This window comes from Acuticoccus kandeliae (assembly GCF_003073115.1).
In genome coordinates, this window is the sequence record NZ_QBBV01000001.1 from 2205361 (window position 1) to 2221381 (window position 16021).

Below are 16021 nucleotides of genomic sequence, written 5' to 3' on the forward strand. Positions count from 1 at the left end.
TCGACCCCCGTCCGATCGAGCGGCGGCTGTGCGAAGTCGCCCGGCGCGTCGCCGCCCCCTTCCTCGCGCCGGTGCGCGGCCATAGAGTCACCGGTCGAAGGTTGAAGCGGAAGGCGTCCCGGCGTGGCCGATCAGATCGATACGTCGCAGCGGAAGACCGGCCCCTCCATCGCCCGCAGGCTGGTGGAGGTGCTGTCCGAGCTCGGCATCCAGCCCGGTGACAAGATCCCGGTCGAGGCGGATCTGTGCGAGATGCTCGATGTCAGCCGCCCGGCGCTGCGGGAGGCGACGAGCATTCTTGAGGCGACCGGTCTTCTGATTGCGCGCAAGGGGAGCGGGCGCGTCCTGATGCCGATGCGCTTCGGGCACGCGATGAGCTTCGTGTCGAGCTACGCGCTGCCGAAGCGCAAGTGGCTCCTCGACCTCCTCTCGATCCGCCAGGTCACCGAGAGCGCGATGCTGCCGGTGTCGGTGCCGAAGCTGAGCGAGGAGGATTTCGCCGTCCTGGAGGCGGCGACGGCGGCGATGGAGGAGAAGGCGGCGCGCGGCGAGCACTTCGTCGCCGAGGACCGGGCCTTCCACCGCGCCCTCTACCGCCCGCTCGACAACGAGGTGCTGGAGGGGCTCCTGGAGCTCTTCTGGGAGATGTACGACAAGCTGAACCTTGACAGCCTGTCCCACTCTCAGCGGCTCGACGAGACCGCCGCCCATCACCGCCGCATCCTCGACGCGGTGAAGGCGGGGGATCTGCGCCTCGCCCAGCACGCGCTGAACGCGCACTTCTACGACACCTTCTTCGCCCTGCGCAGCCTCAACTGAGGCGGGCGGGCCGGGCCCGCCGCACCGTCAGAAGAGGAGGTTCGGGAGGAACAGCACCAGCGGCGGCACCAGCATGATGAGGATGTTGACGATCACCAGCGCGAGCACGAACGGGGCGATCCCGCGCGAGGCCTCCGAGATTTTGATCTTCGCGATCCCCGCCGCGATGAAGAGGAGGGTGCCGACCGGCGGCGTCACCCCGCCGATGAGGCAGGCGACGACGATGCACACCCCCGCGTGGACCGGGTCGTAGCCGAGCGAGGCCGACACCGCCGCAAGCGGCGCGGCGAACATGATCAGCACCGCCGTCGCGTCGATGAAGAGGCCGAGCCCGATGAGGGCGAGGAGGATGAGGACCATCTGCACCTCCGGCACCCCGCTCGCGCTCGCGAGGAGGTCGAGCAGCGTCGACTGGAAGCGCGCGCGGGTGAGGAGGTTCGCGAACACCGTCGATGTCGCGAGGATCAGCATCACCATCGCCGTGGTGAACCCCGCCTCCAGGAAGGCGGTGCGCAGCCGCGCGAGGGTGAACCCGCCATAGACGAAATGGCCGAGAAAGAGCACCACGACGACGGCGACGACGCCCGCCTCCGTCGGCGTCACGAACCCGCCGACGATGCCGCCGAGGATGATCGCGGGGATGAGGAAGGCCGGCCCGCACTCCTTGACGGTCTGCACGAAGCCGCGCCAGGTCCGCTCGCGCGCGGTGTCGTCGATCCCGATATTGTGGCGCACCGCGAGGATGTGGGCGGTGATCATCAGCGCCCCGCCGACGAGGACTCCGGGGATCGCCCCGCCGAGGAACATGCGGCCCGTCGAGGTGCCGGTGAGGTAGGCGAAGATGATCATCAGCGTGCTCGGCGGGATGATCGAGCCGATGACGGAGGCGGACGCCGTCACGCCCGCGGCGTAGGAGGGCGGGTATTTCTTCGACACCATGCCGGGGATCAGGATGGAGCCGAAGGCCGCGCTCTCGGCGACCGCGGAGCCGGTGATCCCGCCGAACAGCATCGCCGCCACGATGTTGCAATGGGCGAGCCCCGCGCGCATCCGGCCGACCATGAAGCTCGCCATTCCGACGATCTTTTCAGTGAGGTTGCAGGCCGAGGCGAGCGAGCCGGACAGGACGAAGAAGGGGATCGCCATCAGCGGGAAGGAGTCGATCCCGCCGAACATGCGGCTGACGACGAGCTCCAGCGGCAGGCGCCCGTCGAGCATGATCGGCACCAGCGCGCCGACGCCGATGGAGAAGGCGATCGGCACCCCGGCGAGGAGCAAGATCGCGAAGCAGCCGATGAGGACCGGGACCATTATTCGAACCCTCTCTGGAGGTCGCTTGCCGCAAGGCCGTCTGGGTCGGGCGCCGGGTCGCGCCGTCCGAGAAGGTCGAACGCGATCGCGCGCAGGGTCTCGTAGATGACGAGGGCGCCGCCGACGGGGATCGCGGCCTGCGCGTAGGCCATCGGCATGCTGAGCGAGGTGGAGAGCTGGCCGATATTGGCGAGCGAGAGGCGCGTGCCGTAGATCACGAGCACGCCGGCGAAGAACAGCACGATGGCGTGGGCGGCGTACTCGAACGCCTTGGCGAGGCGCGGCGGGAGGGCGCCGACCACGAGGTCGACGCCGAGATGGATCCCGTAGCGGGTGCCGAGGCCGGAGGCGAGCATCACCACCCAGATGCTGGTGTAGCGCGTCAGCTCCTCCGACCAGTAGATGCCGCCATAGCCGAGCGAACGCAGGAACGTCGACGCGAAGGTCAGCGCGACCATTACGACGAGGCCGCCGATGATGAGCGTCTCCACCAGCACGACATAGAACCGGTCCATGACGCCGCCGAGATCGTTCACCCGGCCGGCCATCAGTCTTCGTCCGCGTTGGCGACGTCGAGCATGTGCTGGTAGATCGCGTAGACGGTCTCGCCCTTGTCCTTGAAGTAGGTGTCCATCGCGGCGAGGACCGGGGTGCGGAACGCCTCGAGATCGTCCGGCTCGATGAACGTGACGCCGTGCGATTTCAGCGCCGCGTTGGCCGCATCCGTCGCCTCGCCGAGCAGCTCGGCCTGGTAGTCGGAGGCCTCGATGCCGGCTTCCTCGATGATGCGCTTCTGATCGTCGGTGAGGCTCTCCCAGGTCTGCATCGAGATCACGATGGGCTGCGGGTAGTAGTTGTGCCGCGTCTCGATGAGATACGGGGCATGCTCGTAAAAGCCGTTGCCGAGGAGCGATTCCGACGCGCCGTCGACCGCCTCCACCACGCCGCTTTCGAGGGAGGTGTAGGTCTCGCTGAGTGCGATGGCGGTGGGCGTCGCGCCCCATTGCTGGGCGAGCGCGATGAAGAGGGGCGTCTTCGGGATGCGGATCTTGAGGCCGGCCATGTCGGCGGGCGTGTGGATCGGCTTGTCGGCCATCACGTTGCGCGGGCCCTGGTACATCATGGAGATGAGGTGGAAGCCCTTCGGCTCCATCAGCGCGTTGAAATCGTCCTTCACGGCGCGTGAGACGCGGATGAGATCGTCGATGTCGGCGTAGGTGTAGAACGCCTCCATCACCTCCAGCTCGGGAACGAAGGCGCCGACGCCCGGCAGGCCGCTCATCACCATCTCGAGGCCGCCGAGGCGCGTCATCTCGGCCATCTCGCGCTCGCTGCCGATCTCCTCGCCGTAGAAGACCTCGACTTCGATGGCGCCGTTCGACTTCTCCTCGACGAGGCGCTCGAACTCGGCGGCGGCGCGCGAGTTGGAGTGGTCCTGCTTGTAGACGGTGCCGAAGCGCAGGTTGACGTCCGCGGCCTGTCCGGCGTGCGGCAGGAGCGCCGTCGCGAGTGCGGCGAGGACGAGTGTGCGTGTTGAATTCATCATGTTTCCTCCGGTTTTTGGCATGGCTTTCCCGTCCGGTCGGGCCGTGCCCGCCGGTGGGGGTCTTGCTCGGGTGAGGCGGGTCAGGCGGCGCTCAGTGCGCCGGCTGGGGGACCGTGCGGTCGTGCGCCAGCGCGTCGACGAGCGTGGCGAGGCGGCCCGATGTTCGGTCGCATAGCGTCGCGAGCGGGCGACGGCAGAGGGGCGTCTCGATGATCCCGAGCCGGTGGAGCGCGTATTTGAGGCCGGGGAAGACGCCGACGCGGCAGAGCTCGTCGATCACGGTGTTGGCGGCGGACTGGATCGCCCGCGCCCCGGCGACGTCGCCGGCGGCGAGCGCGCGCCGCAGCGCCACATAGCGGTCGCCGAGGATGTTGAACGTGCTGCCGATCGCCCCGTTCGCGCCCGAGGCGAGGCCGGCGAGGAGCATCTCGTCGAAGCCGTTGAGGATCACGAGGCCGGGGAGGGCGCGCCGCAGCCGCTCCATCTCGTACATGTCGTTGGCGGTCTGCTTCACGCCCGCGACGCCGGGGAGGCTGAGGAGGGCGAGGAGGTCGTCGAAGCCGAACCGCACGCCGCTCATGTTGGGGATGTTGTAGACGATCACCGGCACGCCGCGCGCGGCCTCGATGATGTCGGCATAGTAGCGCACGATCTCGTCGCGCCCGTAGGGGAAGTAGATCGGCGGGATGGCGGAGACGGCGTCGTAGCCGAGATCGGCGCAGCGGCTGGCGAGGGCGGCCGCCTCGCGCGTGCCAGGCGCGCCGACCTGGCCGATGACGACGAGGTCCCCGGCCGCGGCCCGCGCGGTTTCGAGGACGGCGATCCGCTCCTCGATCGACTGGAGGAGGAACTCCCCGGTCGAGCCGCCGACATAGATCCCGTCGAGGCCGAGGCCCGTGACGTGCGCGATGACGCGGCGGAGCGAGGCCGGCGAGACCGCGCCGTCCGCGTCGTAGGGGGTCGGCAGCGCGGCGTGGAGGCCGGCAAGGCGCGGGCGGGGGTCAGGCTTCGTCATGGTCATTGATGAAGTCCATGTCGAGTTCGAGGCCGAGGCCCGGAAGGTCCGGCACCTCCATGAAGCCGTTCACCGGACGCGGCGCGTCGCGGAAGGTGAGTGCGGTCATCTCCTCGAACATGACGAGGCATTCGAGGAAGAGGGCGTTCGGCATCGCGGCGACGAGGTGGAGGTGGATGTTCTCCATCGCGTGCGGGGCGAAGGGGATGTTGAAGGCCTGCGTCAGCGCGCCGATCTTCAGCATCTCGGTGTAGCCGCCCGCGCGGGCGCCGTCGGCCTGGACGATGTCCACCGCCTCGCCGAGGATGAGGTCGCGCACGCCGTATTTCGTGTACTCGTGCTCGCCGGTGCCGAGCGGGATGTCGGTCCCGCGCTTGAAGGCGCGCAGGCCCGGAATGTCGTCGGCGAAGACCGGCTCCTCGAAGAGGAAGATGTCGTACTCGCGCAGCATGTTGGCGAGCTTCACCGCGGCGGCGGCGGAGAAGGCGTTGTTGGCATCGACGAGGAGGCGCACGTCCGGGCCGATTGCCTCGCGCACCTTGGCGATGCGCGCCACATCGCGCCGCGGCTCGGTCCCCCCGCCATAGCCGACCTTCACCTTGACCGTGGTGAAGCCGCGCCGCGTCATGGCGAGGACCTCCTCGACGAGAGCCTCGTCGGAGAGCGAGGTCCAGCCGCCGCTCGCATAGACCGGCACCTTCGTGCGTCCGCCGCCGAGATAGCGCACCAGCGGCAGGCCGACGATCTTGCCCTTGAGGTCCCACAGCGCGGTGTCGACGGCGGAGAGGGCGCAGAAGGTGAGCCCCTTGCGGCCGATGCCGCGCAGATAGTGGAAGAACTCGGTCCACAGCATTTCGGTGTCGAACGGGTCGCGGCCGAGGAGGTGAGGGGTCATGTTGCGCCGGATCAGTTCCGTCGTCGCCTCGCCGCCGACCTCGTGATAGGTGACGCCGATCCCCTCCAGCCCCGCTTCGGTCGTGATGCGCACGATGACGAAGCCGAGGCGGTCGACCTTGCGCGTTGCGTCGCTGAGGTCGCCGCCGATGGGCATCGAGACGCGGTGGACGTCGACCTTCGCGATGCGGTGGCGCGGGGCGGTCGCGGCGGCGGTGTGGCGCGCGTCTCCCGTGTCCGGGGCCGCCCTGGGGCGTGTCCCGGCGGGGTGCGCGAGGTCGTCACTCATTGCGATCGGATCTCCATGGCGCGCGCGAGGGTGCCGGTGATGGCGGCGGCGAGCGCGAGTGTCGGCGAGGGCGTGCCGGGCGGCCGGCCGAGCATGTCGGCGAGCGTGTGCTCGAAGGCGCCGCGGCGGGAATAGTCGAGGTTGCGCCAGGCGATCTCCCCGGCATCCGAGCCGAACACGTACTCCTCGAGGCGCGTGGGCGCGTCCATCGACAATTCGACCGTCGACGTGCCGCGGGCATGGTCGAGGGCGAGGGTGGTGCCGGCCGGGCCGATGGTGCAGGCGGCGACCCGCTCGACCGGGCCGAGGCCCGTGATGAGCATGCTGAGCGCGTGGGGGCCAAGGTCCCACAGCGCGCCCTCCGGCTCGCGCCGCCAGGGCGAGGCGGCGAAGGCGCTGCCGGTGGTGACGCTGGAGAGGCGCATGATCACGTGCCCACGGGTCGGGGCGATCACCGCGGCGGCGTCGAGGAAGGCGGCGCCGGCCGGGATGGCGAGGCGGCTGAGATTGCAGGCGGCCCGAAGGCCGCGCCGCTCCACCGCCTCCACGATGGCCGCGGCGGTGGCGGGATCGCGCGAGACGGGCTTCTCCAGGAGGATGTGCCGGCCGGCCTCCGCCGCGCGAAGGGCGAGGCCGTCCTGCACCTGCGGCGGCACCGCGAAGCACACCGCGTCGCATACCGCGAGCATCGCGTCGAAATCGTCGAAGCCCGCGACGCCGGCCGTGCTGCACAGCGCCCCTCGGGCATCCGCGTTGCGGCCATGGACGGCGACGAGCGACACCCCTTCGGCCGCCATGAGACAAGGCAGCTGAACGTCTCGCGCCCACGGTCCCGTGCCGCACAGCCCGAACCGGATCGGGGTTTCGCGTCGCTGATCGGCCGCTGTGGCCATCCCTTCCTCCCATGGCGCGAGGTAGCTCCTCGCCCTAGTTGTCAAACAAATCGATCGTGAAAACCGGTTTTGTCAATCGTGGGACGTCAATTTTTTAAAAGCTGTCTGTCATATCGGGTGCAGCAGCGAATTCTGAGCGACCGTCCGACCGCCTCCGCTCAAGGGGCGGCGATCCCGGATCGGGAGTCGCGTTCGACGCGATTCACCGCTTGACGTCGGTTCAAGATTGAACGACGTTCCATCTTGGAACAAGGAGGCCGCGGTCAACAGCGGCCCTGGGAAGGAAGCGCGATGGCAGTTGAGGCATCCGAGGCCGGAATCGGCCGCCCCTCCATGCGGGACGCGGCGATTTTGCCGTCCCGCCGCACGGCGTTCGGCCGGGGCATCCGGTTCGTTGCCTGGAATTTGCTGCCGCCGCTGACCTTCGCCGCGCTCGTCGGCGTGTGGTGGGCCTCGATCAAGCTCTTCGCGATCCCGCCCTACCTCCTGCCGAGCCCCGGCGCGGTGTTCGACCGGCTAATCACCGACGCCGCTCTCCTGTGGCGCAACACGCAGATCACTCTGACCGAGATCATTCTCGGCTTCGCGCTCACCATCGTGTCGGCGATCCCGCTCGGCCTCTTCATCGCGCTGTCGCCGCTCGCCAAGCAGATCGTCTACCCGCCCGTCATGCTGCTCCAGCTCGTGCCGAAGATCGCGGTCGCGCCGCTCTTCCTCGTCTGGCTCGGGTTCGGCATCGAATCGAAGGTGGTGCTGACGATCCTGATGACCTTCTTCCCGCTGCTGATCGCCTCGATCAGCGCGTTCCAGATCCTCGACACGCGCTATCTCTACCTCACCCAGTCGATGGGTGCGACGACGGTGCAGACCTTCCGCTATCTGCGCTTCCCGGCGGCGCTGCCGGTGATCTTCTCCGGCATCAAGTCGTCCGCCACGATCGCCGCGACGGCGGCGATCGTCGCCGAGTTCGTCGGGGCCAACAAAGGCCTCGGCTATGTCCTCCTGAAAGGCACGAGCACGCTGGACCTCGACCTCACCTTCGCGGTGCTCGTGGTCCTCACGCTGATCGGCCTCGTCATCAACTATCTCGTCGAGTTCGCCGAGTGGCTGATGACCCCGTGGCAGCGCGCGAGCCGCAGCTGACCCGGCACCGAACGAACGACAACAACAACACAAAGAGAGAGGAAGCCCCGATGAAACACGTGCGCGCCAGCCGGATCCTCGCGATCGCCCTCGGCACGTCCATCCTCGCCGGCAGCGCCTTCGCGCAGGACCGGACCGAGCTCACCTTCCAGCTCAACTGGATCGCCGGCGGCGCCAATGCCGGCTTCGCCGCCGCCAAGGCCGAAGGCTTCTATGACGAGGCCGGCCTCGACGTCGACGTCGTCCAGGGCAACGGCTCGGCCAACACCGCCCAGCTCGTCGCGAGCGGCCAGGCGAGCCTTGCCTATGCCGACGCGGTGGCCGTCAGCCAGCTCATCGCCAAGGGCGCCCCGATGAAGATCGTGTCGACGATCTACCAGTCGAACCCGAACGAGGTGCTGACGAAGTCCGACAGCGGCATCGAGAGCCTCGACGGCCTCAAGGGCAAGAAGGTCGGCGTGCCGGCCGGCTCCTCGCAGACGACGATGCTGCCCCTCTTCCTCGACGCCAACGGCCTCACCGAGGCGGACTTCGAGATGATCAACATGCCGCCCTCCTCGATGGTGCCGGCGCTGCTGACGGGCCAGGTCGACGCCATCCTCGGCTCGATGGATTCCTACCGCATCCAGCTTGAAGCGCAGGGCGCGGAGCTGAACGGGTGGGAGTTCGCCTCCAATGGCGTGCCGACCGTCTCGACCTCGATCTTCGCGAGCCAGTCCTTCATCGACGAGCACCCGGACGTCCTCAAGAAGTTCATCGCCGCGAGCCTCAAGGGCTGGTCCTTCGCACTCGACAATCCTGAGAAGGCGGTCGCCGACGTGAAGGAGGTCTTCCCCGACACCGACCCGAAGCTCGTCGCCTCCGAGCTTGCCGCGATCACCACGCTCTTCTGCAGTGGCGACGCGGAATATCTCGGCAAGGCCGAGCCCGCCCATTGGGAGCGCACGCAGGAACTCCTGTCGAAGGTCGGCCTGCTGCCCGAGGGCGTCGACCCGACCAAGTATTATTCCAACGACTACCTGCCCGACCCGTCGGACATGCGGGCCTGCGACTGATCGCGAAGGACCCAGCGCCATGACCGACCGGCCGCGCCTCGGCTACCGCTATGACGATCTCTTCGTGGGAATGCGCTTCCGCAGTCCCGGCCGGACGATCACGGACGCCGACCTTGTGGGATTCGCCGGGCTCACCGGCGACTTCTCCGAGCTCCACACCAGCGACGTCTACGCGAAGGACAGCCAGTTCGGCCGGCGCGTCGCGCACGGCATGCTCGGCCTTGCCTACGCGCACGGGCTGATGTGGGCGAGGACGGGCGAATTGCGGGAGACCGCGATCGCCTTCCTCGGCATCTCCGACTGGCGCTTCGTCGCGCCGATCTTCGTCGGCGACACGATCTTCGTCGACTACACGCTCACCGAGCTTCGGGACTCCAAGTCGCGTCCCACCCAGGCGATCGCCTCGTTCGACGTCGCCGTCGTCAATCAGGCGAAGGCCGTGTGCCAACGGGGCGTGAAGGCGCTCCTCGTCTCAAAGGAACCGCTCGATGCCGTCACCGCTTCGCAGTGAGATGGACCCGACCATGGACGAACCGGGCCACGCCAGCGGACAGCGGATCCAGATCCGCAACGTCTCCAAGGTGTTCGGCGAGGATACGGCCAAGCCCTTCCGGGCGCTGAAGCCGGTCTCGATGGACATCCGCGCGGGCGAGTTCGTCTCCGTGGTCGGCCCGTCCGGCTGCGGCAAGAGCACGCTGATGCTGATGGTGGCGGGACTTCTCGCCCGCACCTCGGGCGACATCCTGGTGGGCGGCAGCATGGTGGACCGGCCGCTCACCGATGTCGGCATCGCCTTCCAGGACCACCTTCTCCTCGATTTCCGCACCGCGCTCGGCAACGTGATGCTCCACGCCGACATTCGCGGTCTGCCGAAGGGAGATATCGAGGCGCGGGCGAAGGAGCTCTTCGCCCAGCTCCGGCTCGAGCACGCGATGGGCAAATATCCGCGCCAGCTCTCCGGCGGGATGCGGCAGCGCGTGTCGCTGATCCGCACGCTGGTGCACGATCCCTCCGTCATCCTGATGGACGAGCCGTTCGGCGCGCTCGACGCGCTGACCCGCCTCCAGGTCCGCTCCGACCTCGAGGCGCTGTGGATGCGGCGCCGGCCGACGGTGCTCTTCATCACCCACAGCGTGGAGGAGGCTGTCGGCCTCTCGGACCGCATCTTCGTCATGAGCCCGAGCCCCGGCGAGGTGGTCGAGGAGATCCATGTGGACCTCCCGCGCCCGCGCCCGATCGCGCTCGGCGACGCGCCGGAGTTCGGCCACTATGTCGACCGCATCTATCGCCAGTTCGAGCGCATGGGCGTGCTCCACGGGTTGAGCGTGCCGGGCCGGGGCGGGGACGAGGCATGAGCGCCGCGCCCGCGACGGCCGAGGCCGCGCCGCCCGTCCGCCTCACCGTCCATGACGGCATCGCCGAGATCGCGCTCCAGGCGGGGCCGCTCAACCTCGTCACCCGCGAGGTTCTGCGGGCGCTGAACGGGGCCGCGCGCGAACTCGCCGGACGGGGCGACGTGCGCTGCGCGATCCTCCATGGGGGCGCCGCGCGCGCCTTCTGCGCGGGCAGCGACATCAAGGAATTCGCCGGCATGGGGGCCGACGCCAGCGAGCGGAAGATCCTCTTCGAGGACATGGTGTTGCGCCAGCTCGCGGCGCTGCCGATGCCGACCATCGCCGCGATCGACGGACACGCGCTCGGCGGCGGGCTGGAACTCGCGCTCGCCTGTGACCTGCGCGTCGCCGCGGCGGACGTCCGCCTCGGCCTCACCGAGGCGCAGCTCGGCGGGCTCGGCGGCTCCGGCGCGGTGCGGCTCACCCGGCTCGTCGGGCCGGCGCGCGCGATGGAGCTTCTCTTCACCGCCGAGCCGATCGACGCCGCGACCGCGTTCGCCTGGGGCCTCGTCAACCGCCTCGCCACGACGGGAAGCGCGCTCGACGCCGCCTTCGGCCTCGCCGCCACCATCGCGCGACGCGGCCCGGTCTCGAACCGCGAGGCGAAGCGCCTCGTCGCCGCCGCGCTGGACCTGCCGGCCGACGCCGCCTTGTCCCTCGCCAACGCCGCGCAGCAGCGCATCTTCGACACCGCCGATATCGACGCCGGCGTCGCCGCCTTCTTCGGCAAGCGCGAGCCGGAGTTCGCCGGCCGATGAGCGCCGATCGCACACGAGGAGAGATCTGACGATGTCGCACGTCCCGGCAGAGCGCTGCCTGTCCATCGTCCAGCTTCTCGCCGAGGACGCGGGCGCCATGTCCCTGCGCGACATCGCCGAGGAGCTCGACCTGCCGAAGAGCGGCGTGCATCGCCTGCTCTCCACGCTCGTCGATATCGGCTGGGTCGAGAAGGACGAGGCGACGAGCCTCTATCGCCTGACGATGCGCCTCGCGATCGTCGGCCAGCGCTTCTATCTCGCGACCGGCATCCCGGACGTGTGCCAGCCCGTCCTCGACCGTCTCGCCCGCGAATCGCGCGAGTTCGTGCGCCTCGCGGTGGTGGACGGCGATCACCTCGTGTGGGTGGCGCATGCGCAAGGGGCGAGCGTCGGCCTCGTCTACCAGCCCTCGATCGCCTCCGACGTGGTGCCGCTCCACGCGACCGCGACGGGCAAGGTCTGGCTCGCCTCGATGCCCAACGAGACGGCGACGCGCCTTGCCCTCGCGAACCAGCGCTTCGGCCAGGTCGGCCAGCACGGCCCGAACGTGGTGCGCACGCTGGAGACGCTGCTCTCCGCCATCGAGACGACGCGCGCGGCCGGTTACGGCGTCGCCGTCAACGAGGGCGAGCCCGGCGTCTCGGCCGTCGCCGTGCCCGTGTTCGCGGACGATGCGGGGCGCGTCGTCGGCACCGTCAGCGTCGCGGGCCCCAGCATCCGGATGACGCGGGAGCGGCTCGTGGAGCTCGTCCCGATGCTGCGCGAGGTGGCCGCCACGCTCGCCAACGTCTGGCCGCTGCGCCAACGGCCGAGCGCCGCCCCCGCGGCGACCGGCGAATCAGAACACGAGCCACGGCGCATCGCACGCTGAGGCGGGAGGAGAACCCATGAAAGTCGTTTCGGCGGCCGAGGCCGCAGCGTTGGTCAAGTCGGGTGACAGCGTGCTCGCGAGCGGATCGGGCGGCGGCCACGCGATCCCGGAAGCGTGCCTCGAAGCGCTGGAGGCCCGCTTCCTGGAGGGCGGCGAGCCGCGCGACCTCACCTTCATCCACGTCGTCGGCATCGGCGACCGCAAGGCGAAGGGCGCGGCGCGCGTCGCCCACAAGGGGATGCTGAAGCGCTCGATCACCTCCGCCCTCATCGACGCGCCCTCGATGATCCCGATGGCGCAGAATGACGACATTGAATCCTGGACGCTGCCCCAGGGCGTCCTCTCCCAGATCATGCGCGACATCGCGGCCGGACGTCCCGGCCTCATCACCCGCACCGGGCTCCACACCTTCATCGACCCGCGCCAGCGCGGCGCGCGGCAGAGCGCGAGCGCGAAGGACGATCTCGTGGAGCTGATGGAGATCGACGGGCGCGAGTGGCTGCGCTTCAAGCCGTTCCCGATCGACGTCGCCTTCCTGCGCGGCACCACCGCGGACGAGGACGGCAACATCACGATGGAGGAGGAGGCGATTCTGGGCGAGATGATCTCCTCCGCCCAGGCCGCGCGGCGTTCGGGCGGCATCGTGGTGGTGCAGGTGAAGCGCCTCGCGAGGCGCGGGACGCTGCCGGCGAAGAGCGTCAAGATCCCCGGCATCCTCGTCGACTATGTCGTCGTCGACCCCGAGCAGCGGCAGACCTACGCCACCGCCTACAGCCCCTCGATGGCCGGCGAGCTGCGCGTGCCCTCCGAAGGGCTGAAGCGGCTCCCCTTCACCGAGCGCAAGATCATCGCCCGGCGCGCGGCGATGGAGCTGGTGCCGGCCGCGATCTGCAATCTCGGCGCCGGGATCTCCACCGGCATTTCCGCGGTCGCCGCAGAGGAGGGGATCCTCGACGAGATGGTCCTCACCAACGAGCAGGGCTTCATCGGCGGCGCGCCCATGACGGGTCCGGATTCGGGCGGGGCGGAGAACTACATGGCCGCCATCGACCAGCCCTACCAGTTCGACTTCTATGACGGCGGCGGGCTCGACGTGGCGTTCCTCTCCTTCGCGGAGATCGACCCGCACGGCCACGTCAACATCTCCCGCTTCGGCACCAAGATCGTCGGCGTCGGCGGCTTCATCAACATCAGCCAGAACGCCAAGAAGGTCGTCTTCAGCGGGACCTTCACCGCCGGGGGCCTCGAGGTCGCCTGCGCGGACGGGCGGCTCACGATCGTGACCGAGGGGCGGATGAAGAAGTTCGTCCCGGCGATCGAGCAGATTTGCTACAACGCCGTCTTCGCCGAGGAGGAGGGGCGGCAGGCCGTCTTCGTCACAGAGCGCGCCGTCCTCGTCCCGCGCGAGGGGGCGCTCGAGGTGGTGGAGATCGCGCCGGGCGTCGACGTCGAGCGCGACGTCATCGCCCAGATGGGCTTCGCGCCGCGCGTCTCGCCCGACCTCAAGATGATGGATGCGCGCCTCTTCTCGCCCGCGCCGATGGGGCTTTCCGCCGACATGAAGGCCAAGCGGGCCGCCGCCGCGCGTCCGCTGCGCATGGTCGGCTGAGCGGAGGCGGACGGGATGAGCCTCAACGGGACCGGCGTCCTCGCGATCTGGAACGGGATCGCGCCCGCGGCCGAGGACGATTTCCTCGCCTGGCACGTCAGCGAGCACATGCCCGAGCGCGTGGCGCTGCCGGGCTTCAATCGCGGCCGCCGCTATGTCGCGCTCGACGGTGCGCCGAAATATTTCAACTTCTACGAAGCCGACAGCCCCGCCGTCTTCACCTCCGAGATCTACCGCGCCCGGCTCGATGACCCGACGCCGTGGAGCCGCCGCGTCATCGCCCACTTTGCCGACACGATGCGCACCGTCTGCCGCGTCGCCGTCAGCAAGGGGCGCGGCGGGGGTGGCTTCGTCGACGCGATCCGTCTGTCGGTCGCGGACGCGGACGCCTTCGTCGCCGCGCTCGCCGAGCGCGCCGGCGCGCTCCTCGCCGAGCCCGGCATCGTCGGCATCCATCTCCTCCACGGCCTCGCCGAGGCCTCGACCGGCGGCTCGGCCGAGAAGGCGCTGCGCGACCGGCCCGATGCGCTCGCCGACTGGGTGCTCCTCGTGGAGGCCGCCGACGCCGCGCCGCTGACGCGCCTGCGCGCCGGTCCGCTCGGCGACAACGCGCTCACCGCGCTCGGGGCCTCCGGCGCGGTCGAGCGCGGCATCTACCGCCTGCAATTCAGCCTCGACCACGCCGAGGCGGTGCAAGAAAGGACGACTCCGTGAAGTTCCTCCGATACGGCGACGCGGGTGCCGAAAAGCCCGGCGCGCTGGCCGCCGACGGCACCATCCGCGACCTCTCCGGCCGGATTGCCGACATCGATGCCGCGACCATCGCCGACGGCAGCCTCGCCGCGCTGTCCGGCATCGACCTCACCGCGCTGCCGGTGGTGCCGGACGGCGTGCGCATCGGCCCGCCGCTCGCCCGCACCGGCAATTTCATCGCCATCGGCCTCAACTATGCCGACCACGCCGAGGAGACGGGCGCGGCGATCCCGGCTGAGCCGATCCTCTTCAACAAGGCCCCGTCCTGCGTCGTCGGTCCGAACGACGACGTGATCCTGCCGCCGGGGTCGGAGAAGTCGGACTGGGAGGTCGAACTCGCCTTCGTCATCGGCAAGCGTGCGAGCTACATCGAGCGGTCCGACGCGCTCTCCCACATCGCCGGCTACATGATCTGCAACGATGTCTCCGAGCGCGCCTACCAGCTCGAGCGCGGCGGGCAGTGGATGAAGGGCAAGTGCTGCCCGACCTTCGGCCCGCTGGGGCCCTGGCTCGTGACGCCGGACGAGATCGCCGACCCGCAGGACCTGTCCCTGTGGCTGGAGGTCAACGGGGAGCGCGTGCAGAACGGCTCGACGCGCACGATGATCTTCCCGGTCGACGAGATCGTCGCCTATCTCAGCCGCTTCATGGTGCTGGAGCCGGGCGACGTCGTCACCACCGGCACGCCGCCGGGCGTCGGGCTCGGCATGAACCCGCCGCGCTTCCTGAAGCGCGGCGACACCATGCGCCTCGGCATCGACGGGCTCGGCGTGCAGGCGCAGTCCGTCCGGTGAGCGGGGCTCCGCCCGACGGCCACCTCGTCACCGGCGCGACGACGCTCTTCGGCATCGTCGGCGACCCGATCGCGCAGGCGAAGTCGCCGGCCGTCTGGAATCCGCTGATTGCGCGCGCCGGGGTGAACGCCGCGCTCGTCCCCCTCCACATCCGCGAGGCCGACTTCGCCGACGCGATCGGCGGCGTGATGCGGGTCGCGAACGTCACCGGCCTCGTCTTCACCCTGCCGTTCAAGCAGAAGGCGATGGCGCTCGCCGACAATGTCCGCCCCATCGGCGCGGCGGTCGGCGCGGTGAACGCCCTGCGGCGCGAGGCGGACGGGACCTGGACGGGCGAGATGTTCGACGGGCTCGGCCTCGTGAACGCGCTCGCGGCGGCCGGGGTGCCGGCGGCGGGCCGGCGCGTGATGCTGCTCGGCGCAGGCGGGGCGGGGAGCGCGATCGCGCTCTCCCTCGCGCTCGCCGGTGCGTCGGCGATCACGCTCCACGACCCCGAGACCCCGCGCGCCGAGGCGTGCGCGGATTGCGTGCGGCGGCTCGCGCCCGACTGCGCCGTCACCGTCGCCGCGCCCGACATCGGCGGCGCCGACATCCTCGTCAACGCCTCGCCGGTGGGAATGGCGCCCGGCGACGGCCTGCCCGCCGCCTTCCCGGCGCTCCCCGCGTCTCTCACCGTCGCCGACATCGTCCCCGCGCCGACGACGGCCCTCCTGCGCCTCGCGGCCGAGGCCGGCTGCCGCACCGTCGCGGCCGGCGCGATGGTGGGGGGCCAGGCCCGCGCGATCCTCGACTTCTTCGGCATCGATATCGGCGACCCGGCGTAGCGGCCGGGCGCCTTCCCTGTTGCCTGACGGTTGTCTTCTGGCGTCTACTCGCG

The 16021-nt window shown here is 69.8% G+C and carries 17 protein-coding genes; 11 read left to right on the top strand and 6 right to left on the bottom strand.

The annotated features are described in order from the left end of the window. Nucleotides 1-123: 123 nt before the first annotated feature. A complete protein-coding gene (locus DBV35_RS10000) occupies nt 124-819 on the top strand; it encodes a FadR/GntR family transcriptional regulator (protein WP_108660001.1) in 696 nt (231 codons plus the stop codon). A gap of 27 nt (nt 820-846) precedes the next feature. Here the strand turns inward: DBV35_RS10000 and DBV35_RS10005 are convergent, their stop codons facing one another. From DBV35_RS10005 to DBV35_RS30165, 6 genes are all read right to left on the bottom strand, one after another. Further along, complete coding sequence (locus tag DBV35_RS10005; RefSeq protein ID WP_108660002.1) at nt 847-2130, bottom strand: TRAP transporter large permease; 1284 nt, start codon at nt 2128-2130, stop codon at nt 847-849. Then, nucleotides 2130-2678, bottom strand: coding sequence for a TRAP transporter small permease (locus DBV35_RS10010; RefSeq protein ID WP_108660003.1), 549 nt, complete (start codon nt 2676-2678; stop codon nt 2130-2132). The genes DBV35_RS10005 and DBV35_RS10010 overlap by 1 nt, the downstream gene beginning before the upstream one ends. After that, on the bottom strand, nt 2678-3676 hold the full coding sequence (locus DBV35_RS10015) for a TRAP transporter substrate-binding protein (RefSeq protein WP_157961662.1): 999 nt from the start codon (nt 3674-3676) through the stop codon (nt 2678-2680). The genes DBV35_RS10010 and DBV35_RS10015 overlap by 1 nt, the downstream gene beginning before the upstream one ends. A 91-nt stretch (nt 3677-3767) precedes the next feature. After that, nucleotides 3768-4691 carry an N-acetylneuraminate lyase gene (locus DBV35_RS10020; protein ID WP_205648535.1) on the bottom strand — a complete coding sequence of 308 codons (924 nt, stop codon included), beginning with the start codon at nt 4689-4691 and terminating at the stop codon, nt 3768-3770. Then, the gene (locus DBV35_RS10025; protein ID WP_205648536.1) at nt 4678-5874 is read right to left on the bottom strand and encodes a mandelate racemase/muconate lactonizing enzyme family protein; all 1197 of its coding nucleotides are present in this window, start codon (nt 5872-5874) and stop codon (nt 4678-4680) included. Before DBV35_RS10025 ends, DBV35_RS10020 begins: the two co-directional genes overlap by 14 nt. Next, on the bottom strand, nt 5871-6767 hold the full coding sequence (locus DBV35_RS30165) for a Gfo/Idh/MocA family protein (RefSeq protein ID WP_108660006.1): 897 nt from the start codon (nt 6765-6767) through the stop codon (nt 5871-5873). The genes DBV35_RS10025 and DBV35_RS30165 overlap by 4 nt, the downstream gene beginning before the upstream one ends. 291 nt (nt 6768-7058) lie before the next feature. Here DBV35_RS30165 and DBV35_RS10035 point away from each other — a divergent pair, with 291 nt between their 5' ends. Genes DBV35_RS10035 through DBV35_RS10080 form a run of 10 tightly spaced genes read left to right on the top strand, consistent with a single transcriptional unit; the run spans nt 7059 to nt 15968 of the window. Beyond that, the gene (locus DBV35_RS10035) at nt 7059-7910 is read left to right on the top strand and encodes an ABC transporter permease (protein WP_108660007.1); all 852 of its coding nucleotides are present in this window, start codon (nt 7059-7061) and stop codon (nt 7908-7910) included. 50 nt (nt 7911-7960) lie between these two features. Then, entirely contained in the window at nt 7961-8965 is a 1005-nt protein-coding gene (locus DBV35_RS10040) for an ABC transporter substrate-binding protein (RefSeq protein ID WP_108660008.1), read from the top strand. Between the two features lie 19 nt (nt 8966-8984). Then, nucleotides 8985-9476, top strand: a complete 492-nt coding sequence (locus DBV35_RS10045; RefSeq protein ID WP_108660009.1) for a MaoC/PaaZ C-terminal domain-containing protein — start codon at nt 8985-8987, stop codon at nt 9474-9476. A 13-nt stretch (nt 9477-9489) separates the two neighbouring features. Beyond that, the gene (locus tag DBV35_RS10050) at nt 9490-10320 is read left to right on the top strand and encodes an ABC transporter ATP-binding protein (RefSeq protein ID WP_108660657.1); all 831 of its coding nucleotides are present in this window, start codon (nt 9490-9492) and stop codon (nt 10318-10320) included. Continuing rightward, complete coding sequence (locus tag DBV35_RS10055) at nt 10317-11117, top strand: enoyl-CoA hydratase/isomerase family protein (protein ID WP_108660010.1); 801 nt, start codon at nt 10317-10319, stop codon at nt 11115-11117. Before DBV35_RS10050 ends, DBV35_RS10055 begins: the two co-directional genes overlap by 4 nt. 31 nt (nt 11118-11148) lie before the next feature. Continuing rightward, nucleotides 11149-11988: an IclR family transcriptional regulator gene (locus DBV35_RS10060; RefSeq protein WP_108660011.1), complete on the top strand. Its 840-nt coding sequence runs from the start codon at nt 11149-11151 to the stop codon at nt 11986-11988. 16 nt (nt 11989-12004) lie between these two features. Then, on the top strand, nt 12005-13597 hold the full coding sequence (locus DBV35_RS10065) for an acyl CoA:acetate/3-ketoacid CoA transferase (RefSeq protein ID WP_108660012.1): 1593 nt from the start codon (nt 12005-12007) through the stop codon (nt 13595-13597). 15 nt (nt 13598-13612) lie between these two features. Next, nucleotides 13613-14311 (top strand): DUF4286 family protein, encoded by a 699-nt coding sequence (locus DBV35_RS10070; protein WP_108660013.1) that lies wholly within the window; start codon nt 13613-13615, stop codon nt 14309-14311. Continuing rightward, nucleotides 14308-15144: a fumarylacetoacetate hydrolase family protein gene (locus DBV35_RS10075; protein ID WP_108660014.1), complete on the top strand. Its 837-nt coding sequence runs from the start codon at nt 14308-14310 to the stop codon at nt 15142-15144. The genes DBV35_RS10070 and DBV35_RS10075 overlap by 4 nt, the downstream gene beginning before the upstream one ends. Next, nucleotides 15141-15968 carry a shikimate dehydrogenase family protein gene (locus DBV35_RS10080; protein WP_108660015.1) on the top strand — a complete coding sequence of 276 codons (828 nt, stop codon included), beginning with the start codon at nt 15141-15143 and terminating at the stop codon, nt 15966-15968. The genes DBV35_RS10075 and DBV35_RS10080 overlap by 4 nt, the downstream gene beginning before the upstream one ends. Nucleotides 15969-16021: the final 53 nt, after the last annotated feature.

What these genes read in the sequence shown, in the direction of transcription:
- DBV35_RS10005 (WP_108660002.1), bottom strand. Translation starts at nt 2,130, where the DNA reads ATGGTCCCGGTCCTCATCGGCTGCTTCGCGATCTTGCTCCTCGCCGGG.
- DBV35_RS10065 (WP_108660012.1), top strand. Translation starts at nt 12,005, where the DNA reads ATGAAAGTCGTTTCGGCGGCCGAGGCCGCAGCGTTGGTCAAGTCGGGT.
- DBV35_RS10040 (WP_108660008.1), top strand. Translation starts at nt 7,961, where the DNA reads ATGAAACACGTGCGCGCCAGCCGGATCCTCGCGATCGCCCTCGGCACG.
- DBV35_RS10070 (WP_108660013.1), top strand. Translation starts at nt 13,613, where the DNA reads ATGAGCCTCAACGGGACCGGCGTCCTCGCGATCTGGAACGGGATCGCG.
- DBV35_RS10060 (WP_108660011.1), top strand. Translation starts at nt 11,149, where the DNA reads ATGTCGCACGTCCCGGCAGAGCGCTGCCTGTCCATCGTCCAGCTTCTC.
- DBV35_RS10010 (WP_108660003.1), bottom strand. Translation starts at nt 2,678, where the DNA reads ATGGCCGGCCGGGTGAACGATCTCGGCGGCGTCATGGACCGGTTCTAT.
- DBV35_RS10020 (WP_205648535.1), bottom strand. Translation starts at nt 4,691, where the DNA reads ATGACGAAGCCTGACCCCCGCCCGCGCCTTGCCGGCCTCCACGCCGCG.
- DBV35_RS10050 (WP_108660657.1), top strand. Translation starts at nt 9,490, where the DNA reads ATGGACGAACCGGGCCACGCCAGCGGACAGCGGATCCAGATCCGCAAC.
- DBV35_RS10045 (WP_108660009.1), top strand. Translation starts at nt 8,985, where the DNA reads ATGACCGACCGGCCGCGCCTCGGCTACCGCTATGACGATCTCTTCGTG.
- DBV35_RS10015 (WP_157961662.1), bottom strand. Translation starts at nt 3,676, where the DNA reads ATGATGAATTCAACACGCACACTCGTCCTCGCCGCACTCGCGACGGCG.
- DBV35_RS10025 (WP_205648536.1), bottom strand. Translation starts at nt 5,874, where the DNA reads ATGAGTGACGACCTCGCGCACCCCGCCGGGACACGCCCCAGGGCGGCC.
- DBV35_RS10055 (WP_108660010.1), top strand. Translation starts at nt 10,317, where the DNA reads ATGAGCGCCGCGCCCGCGACGGCCGAGGCCGCGCCGCCCGTCCGCCTC.
- DBV35_RS30165 (WP_108660006.1), bottom strand. Translation starts at nt 6,767, where the DNA reads ATGGCCACAGCGGCCGATCAGCGACGCGAAACCCCGATCCGGTTCGGG.
- DBV35_RS10035 (WP_108660007.1), top strand. Translation starts at nt 7,059, where the DNA reads ATGGCAGTTGAGGCATCCGAGGCCGGAATCGGCCGCCCCTCCATGCGG.